Raw genomic sequence first — 6,788 nt, 5'->3', positions numbered from 1 at the left:
ACGGCTGGATCTTCCAGGTCTTCGCCGCCACCGTCATCGGCGGCGTCAGCCTCAACGGCGGCCGCGGCACCCTCTTCGGCGCCCTCACCGGCGTGCTGACCCTCCAACTCGTGGTCAACGTCATGACCCTCGCCGGCGTGCCGCCGCTGTGGAACCAGTTCCTCAACGGCGCGATCATCATCGTCGCGCTGATCATCTCCCGCTTCGCCTCCGGCGAGAAACAGGAGTGACGGGCCCGAAGCCCCCCGAGCCGCCGGAGCGGCGCCACCAGCCGGTCGGGCACCGGTCGCGCCGCTCCGGCCCCCTGTTCCCGCCCCCTCGACCGACCACCACTCCCTTGCCCGCACGCAGGAGGCACACACCCATGGCGGTGACCGACCAGGCCATCGAGAAGATCAAGGAAATGATCGTCTCCGGCGCCCTGCCGCCCGGCGCGAGACTCCCCAACGAGGCCGAACTCGCCGACCAGCTCGGGCTGTCCCGCAACTCCCTGCGCGAGGCCGTCCGGGCGCTCACCGCGATGCGGATCCTCATCCCCAGGCAGGGTGACGGCACCTACGTCTCCGGCCTCGAACCCCACCTCCTCCTGGAATCGCTCGCCTTCGCCGCCGACGTCTCCCAAGGCCACACCGCCGGCCAACTCCTCCAGATACGAAGGCTGCTGGAACCCCAGGCCACCGCCCTCGGAGATCACCGACGAGAACCTGGGAACGCTGCGGGCCGTCCTCGACCGGAGCGCCGCGGCGGCCGACATCGAGGAGTTCGTCGAGCTGGACATCGCCTTCCACCGCACCATCGCCGACGCCGTGGGCAACCCCGTACTCTCCACCCTGCTCGGCATCCTCTCCACCCACACCCAGCGGCTGCGCATCGTCCGCGGCACCCACCACGCACCCGCCCGCGAACAGGCCCACCGGGACCACGAGGCCATCTGGCGGGCCCTGGTCAACCGCGATGCCGTCCTCGCCGCCAGCGCCAGCACCGTGCACGTGACCGCCGTCGAGGACTGGCTGGTCGCCGGCACCGGCTCCCCGGGACTCGGCACCCTCGCCTGACGGCGACCTGCCGAGTCCCGTACATCCGTTCCCCTCCCTCTCGGTACGCACCAACCCCACCACCCAGAACGGTCTGACACATGAAGAGCCGAACCCTCCGGACCACCTGCATGGGCTGCATCGCCGTGTTGCTCGCCGGCTGCCTCACCGCCTGCGGGGACTCCGATGACCCCGGCAACTCCCGTCAACAGATCGGCATCGACATCCCCCGTGCCGACTCCGACTTCTGGAAGGCGTACGCGAAGTACCTCCAGCAGGAGATCAACGACCAGCAGCTGAGCGTCCTGCCCCCGACCCATTCGGACGGCGACGAGGCGACGTTCACCGCCAACGTCCGCTCAATGGCCACCCGGCATCCCAAGTCCATCGTCATGGCTCCGCAGAACACCATGACCACCGACACGACACTCTCCGAGTTGTTCCGCGCCAACATCCACGCGATCAGCGTGGACACCGAACCGGAGCACGGCACCGTCTACATGGTGGTCCGCACGGACAACCGCTCGTACGGCACCAAGGCCTGCGAGTTCCTCGGCAAGCAGCTCGGCGGCAAGGGCAAGGTGGCCGAACTCCAGGGCGCACTGAGCTCCATCAACGGATACGAACGCTCCGAGGCCTTCGCCGCCTGCATGAAGCGCAACTTCCCCGGTATCCAGGTGATCGCGCTGCCCACTGACTGGAAGGGCGACGTCGCCTCCGCCAAGCTCCAGTCCACCCTGGCCGCCAACCCGGACCTGAACGGCATCTACATGCAGGCCGGTGGCGTCTTCCTGCAGCCCACCCTCGCCCTGCTCCGGCAGAAGGGGCTGCTCAAGCCCGCCGGGCAGAGCGGCCACATCGCCATCGTCTCCAACGACGGCATCCCCGCCGAGCTCGACGCGATCCGCAAGGGCGAGATCGACGCGACCGTCTCCCAGCCAGCCGACCTCTACGCCAAGTACGCCCTGTACTACGCCAAGGCCGCCGCCGAGGGCAAGTCCTTCCAGACCGGGCCCACCGACCACGGGTCGACCATCGTCTCCCTGCCCAACGGCTTGGAGGACCAGCTCCCCGCACCCCTGGTCACCAAGGACAACGTGGACGACAAGTCCCTCTGGGCCAACCACGTTACGGGCTGACCGAGGCAGGCTCCGGAGCCAGGCCGGCAGCCACCGCGAGAAGGGGACGACGGGACTCCGGCCCGTACATCACCACCGGACCGGCGGCCCCGCGGCACCGGACGGCGGTGCGGCGCCGGTGGTGACGCCCCACGGTCCGAGTACACCCACCCGCACGTCCAAATCCCCCCTAGGACGCGTTCCTCGTCGGTCCGGGCTGCGAAGGGCCACGCCGACCTCAGTCCGGTGCGACTGTTGGTCCGGCAATCCCGGCACGGGCGGAGAGGTCATCGAGCGCATCGACCGCCGACTGCACGCGGTCGATGCGCCGGGGAGGCGTTCACGAAGGCATGCTGCTCCCCGTCCTGGCGATCGGTTGACGGCTCGGAGCTCAACTGCCCCCGCCGCAGCCGCCTCCGCAGCCGCCGCAGCCGCCTCCGCAGCCACCGTGGCCGCCTCCGCAGCCACCGTGGCCGCCTCCGCAGCCACCGTGGCCCCCGTCGTAGTCGCCGCCGCTTCCGCCGGTGTCGCCGCCGTCTCCGCCCCTGTAGCGGGACTTCCGGTCGGCGTCGTCCCGGAGCACGGCCCAGGCGACGAGCTTGATGCCGATCAAGATGGTCCCCACGATGATGACGAGGCCCTGAAAACTCATCTGCCTGTTCCCCCTGGTAGCGCTGGGACAAGGTGCGGCGTGGTGTCCGACCGACTCGCCTCCGTGCACCGGCCGGCGACAACGGTTCGCGGGAGGCGGGATCAGCCGCACCAGGACGCCCAGTCGTCGGCGGCGGTACTTCACTGCGTTCGCAGCGAACGACGGTGATACTCGGTCAGCCGGTTCCCCCGGGGCCGGTGGTGGCGGTGGCGTTCCTGACCCTGACACCGGGCCTTGTGCGACGGTCCGGCCTTCCGCTGCCGCCGGCGCCGGTAGCCTCCCGGGCACCAGCTGGGCCGCCCCGGCCGCGACCGGTGTCACGGGCGCGGCGGATCCGGGCGTCGCAGCCCTCCACCGCCGACGCCTCACGGCCGCCTTTCACGGCGGCCACACTTGGCCCCTGCCCCAGCCCGGGGCTTCGGCGAAACCCCTTCCGGTGCGTCACGGTGCAGAACCGTGCTGCAGGCGTGCGGGCTTCGCCGGCTGTGTGAGATATCCCTCTCGCGTCGTCGTGGCGCCGGTGGCCGGGGGAGGTTGACCATGGAGTCATGACCTCCTCGCCCCGCCCGCCGCACGTTGATGGTCGACCGGATCCGACAGCCGGGACTGCCGCGCCCGGCGGAGACTCCGCTCCCACCCGCGGGTACCTGCTGGACAACGCGCGCGCCGAGGCGGGCGAGCGATTCGTCTGGCTGGCCGAACTGTTCGACGGTGTGACGCGCGGGCACTTCGATCGACTGGGGGTCGGGCCCGGCTCGCGCTGCTGGGAAGTGGGAGCCGGTGGCCCCGGTATCCCGGAGGCGCTCGCGGCGGCCGTCGGCCCGACCGGGCACGTGCTGGCCACGGACATCGACCCGTCGTGGCTGAAGACAGGCGACGGGTACGAGGTGCGCCGGCACGACGTCGCCACTGACGCGCCCCCGGAGCCGGGGACGTTCGATCTGGTGCACGCCCGGCTCGTGCTGGTCCACGTACCCGACCGGGCTCGGGCGTTGGCCACGATGGCGGCAGCGCTACGGCCCGGCGGCTGGCTGCTGATCGAGGACGCCGACACCGCTCTGCAGCCACTGGCATGCCTGGACGACAGCGGTCCTGCGCAGCGGCGGGCCAACCGGCTGCGTGACGCGGTCCGGGAGCTGCTGCTGCGCCGCGGCGCTGACCTGCGCTACGGCCGGACACTGCCGCGGGCACTGCGTGAGGCCGGCTTGGTGGATGTCGCCGCGGGGGGCACTTTCCCGGTCGGCGGGCCGGCCTGCGACCGGCTGGAGGCGGCGACCATCCGGCACGTGCGCGGCGAGCTGCTCGCGGCCGGCCTGGCCGACGACGCCGAGATCGACGCGCACCTGGCCGCCATCCACGCGGGCGCACTCGACCTGACACTCGCGCCGCTGATTTCGGCCTGGGGACGCCGTCCGGTCGAGCACCCGCCGGCACGCGGGTAGGCGTGGATCCAGGCGTTGTCCGGTCTGCCCAGAGCGTTGTTCGTCGAGGGAGGCATGTGAGCGGTCGGGCCCATGTCCAACTCGGCGGCCCGATCGTGCTGGTCCGGGACAACGTCCGCCTGCACCTGGCAAAGCCGCTTCGCGCTTCATCGACGCGAACTCCGAGTGGCTCACGGCGTTCCAACTGCCGACCTGTGCGCCCGACCTCAACCCGACCGAAGGTGTCCGGTCGCTGGTCAAGCACGATATCGGCAACCTCGCCGCGGCGAACCTCGGCGAGGTCACCCGGGCGGTGAAGCGCAGGCTCAAGAAGCTGCAGTACCGTCCGGACGTGATCGACGGTTGCCTCCTGAGCACCGGTGCAGCGATTCCGACGGCCCGCATGGCGTCAGCGGCAGCGCTGAGCGCTCGCTCCTCGTCCCGGGCTGCACGCTCACGGGCTTGAGGATCGTGGCCGTAACCGTGTCCAGGGAAGGTGAACACTCCCGTCACCTCCAGCCCGGCATCACCGGCCGCCTCAGCGATCACCGCCGCGTCCTCGGGAGCAACCCCGGTTCGGTGGTGGCCACAGTCGATCTCGACCATCACCTGCACCTGCCCCGCCGAGCCCCCCAGTGCACGCCCCAATCGCTGGACGCCTTCCACGGAGTCCGCACCGACCCGCAGCGCGACCGAGTCCGCGAGACCGCGCAGGCGGTGAGCTTTGTCGTCGTCGACCCACAACGGGTAGGTGATGAAGAGGTCGGGCACACCGCCCCGGGCGAAGACCTCGGCTTCCCCGACAGTGGCCGCGGTCAAGCCCACCGCACCGGCACCGAGCTGGCGCCGCGCGATCTCCAGGCACTTGTGCGCCTTGCCATGTGGCCGCACCATGAAGCCGCCGGCCTGGGCTGCTGCCCCCATACGCGCGATGTTGCGCTCCAGGACATCGACATCGACGACCAACGAGGGCGTCGCAAGCTCCTGCGGAAGACGTGCACTCATGCATCATGATCACGCCCCGCGGCATCACCTGGTTCCCGCAACGCCTGGGCACTCTGGCGGACCCGCCATCACGCTTTCACGTTCCAGTAGCCGGTCGGCGCCGGTCCTGGGGTGCGAACTCCCATGCCCGATCGTGTGATTGGCCTTTCTCGCCGGCGGACTCCGGCCCATCGAGGCGATCACCACAGGCTCTCGGGACCGTCTCCGGCGACCGGTGCCAATCCCGCCCGCTGCCTGGATTTCCGTGGAATGCCGGTCCCACGCCTGTCAGCATGGGGATCGTCGTCGGAATCGGCGGGGGGACTCGATGACACCCGGCAGCACGGCGTTCTGGCGCTTTCTCACCCTGACGGGCACGCTGACCGGCGCGGTGAGCGGCGCGCTGCTCTGCTGGTCCTGGGGATCGACCGTGGCCGCCCTGCCGCTCACTCCTCTCCTCCTCGTCGGTGGTGCGGGCCTGCTGGTGGCGTTCGCCGCTTCGCTGCCGCTCACCGACGGCGGTGTGCCGGTGCTCAGGCACGCAGCCGCGATCATCCTCATGCTCCTGCTCTGGACCTCCGCCTTGGCTGCAGACGACGTCGCGGACGCCGTCGCGAGTTGGGCCCGCACCTCACAGGCGGTGACCACCACCCTCAACGGCTGCCGAGTTGACGGCACCTACACGTCGGACAGCGGCTCGGTCCGAGTCGAGACCTCATGCGTGTATCACTGGATGTTCGACGGCCGTGAACGATCCGAGCGACGCGGTTCCAGCTCCGCTGGCCAGGACGGTGACCACCAGCGGATGTGGATGGACCCGCAGACCGGCGAGATCAGCGACCACTCCGGGCTCCCCCTCGTCGCCGCCGCTGCCTCTTTCGCGCTCCTCACCGCCGCCATCGCCGTCACCGCCGGCTTGCGCTGGCTCCGGAGGGAGTTCAAGAAGCTGCTCACGGAACTCGATCGCATCGACTGAGACCGTCGGCCGAGTTCCTCGACCACATCGAACAGAGGTCTCAAGATCTGGAGGATCTTGAGAGGGACGGCTCATGGTGGCAGCGGAACGCTGCCAGGACATAGGCCCGGCGCTGGCTTCGCGCGGAAGTTCGAGCGACAGCCAGGTCCCTCGGTTTGGTAATCGCTTCTAACTGGGATTTCTGCCAAGTGAGTTGGGAATCGTTCATCGGTCAAGGCCTCTCTTGACGGGGTCAGTGACTTGGGGGAAGGCCCAATTCCCGCCGGAGGCCCATGGCACATGCTGGCCGGCGGCTCGTAGTGGGTGTACATGTGTGCGATACGCTGACTGCCCTGGGAGGTCGGGGGGTGACGGTGCGTAACGCGGGTCTGGTGCATCAGGTGCGGATGCTGCGGGCGGGGCTGGGGGACCCGGCTCTGATGGTGGCGCAGTTCCGGCTGAGTGCGGTGCTGGTGCCGCGGTGGGGGGACGAGGGGGTGTGGACGGCCGATGAGGGCGGTCTGCGGTGGATCTTCGCGTTCACGTCGGAGGAGGAGCTGGCGGCGTTCGCGCGGGTGAAGGACGTGCCGGTGGATGGCTTGCCGTATCTGGCGGTGCGCGCGG

At 70.1% G+C, this 6,788-nt stretch carries 4 protein-coding genes and 4 pseudogenes; 6 read left to right on the top strand and 2 right to left on the bottom strand.

Annotated features, from left to right (window positions below):
• The 3 genes and pseudogenes from C2142_RS39185 to C2142_RS03075 all read left to right on the top strand — a co-directional run.
• Nucleotides 1-230: pseudogene (locus C2142_RS39185) on the top strand (ABC transporter permease); the annotation flags it as partial.
• Between the two features lie 134 nt (nt 231-364).
• A pseudogene (locus tag C2142_RS03080) lies at nt 365-1,055 on the top strand (FadR/GntR family transcriptional regulator).
• 80 nt (nt 1,056-1,135) lie between these two features.
• Nucleotides 1,136-2,173, top strand: a complete 1,038-nt coding sequence (locus C2142_RS03075) for a sugar ABC transporter substrate-binding protein (RefSeq protein WP_148640959.1) — start codon at nt 1,136-1,138, stop codon at nt 2,171-2,173.
• A 370-nt stretch (nt 2,174-2,543) separates the two neighbouring features.
• Here the strand turns inward: C2142_RS03075 and C2142_RS03070 are convergent, their stop codons facing one another.
• Nucleotides 2,544-2,804, bottom strand: coding sequence for a hypothetical protein (locus tag C2142_RS03070; RefSeq protein ID WP_148640958.1), 261 nt, complete (start codon nt 2,802-2,804; stop codon nt 2,544-2,546).
• Nucleotides 2,805-3,352: 548 nt separating this feature from the next.
• Here C2142_RS03070 and C2142_RS03065 point away from each other — a divergent pair.
• On the top strand, nt 3,353-4,246 hold the full coding sequence (locus C2142_RS03065) for a methyltransferase domain-containing protein (RefSeq protein WP_148640957.1): 894 nt from the start codon (nt 3,353-3,355) through the stop codon (nt 4,244-4,246).
• Between the two features lie 420 nt (nt 4,247-4,666).
• Here C2142_RS03065 and C2142_RS03060 read toward each other — a convergent pair.
• A pseudogene (locus C2142_RS03060) lies at nt 4,667-5,149 on the bottom strand (alanine racemase); the annotation flags it as partial.
• A 388-nt stretch (nt 5,150-5,537) separates the two neighbouring features.
• Here C2142_RS03060 and C2142_RS03055 point away from each other — a divergent pair.
• Nucleotides 5,538-6,185 carry a hypothetical protein gene (locus C2142_RS03055; RefSeq protein WP_148640956.1) on the top strand — a complete coding sequence of 216 codons (648 nt, stop codon included), beginning with the start codon at nt 5,538-5,540 and terminating at the stop codon, nt 6,183-6,185.
• A 347-nt stretch (nt 6,186-6,532) separates the two neighbouring features.
• Nucleotides 6,533-6,788: pseudogene (locus C2142_RS39180) on the top strand (hypothetical protein); the annotation flags it as partial.

This window comes from Streptomyces sp. CB01881, from assembly GCF_002953255.1.
Lineage (GTDB): Bacteria > Actinomycetota > Actinomycetes > Streptomycetales > Streptomycetaceae > Kitasatospora.
Note: the sequence above shows the minus strand (reverse complement) of the source record. Positions and strands in the feature narration are given on the sequence as shown.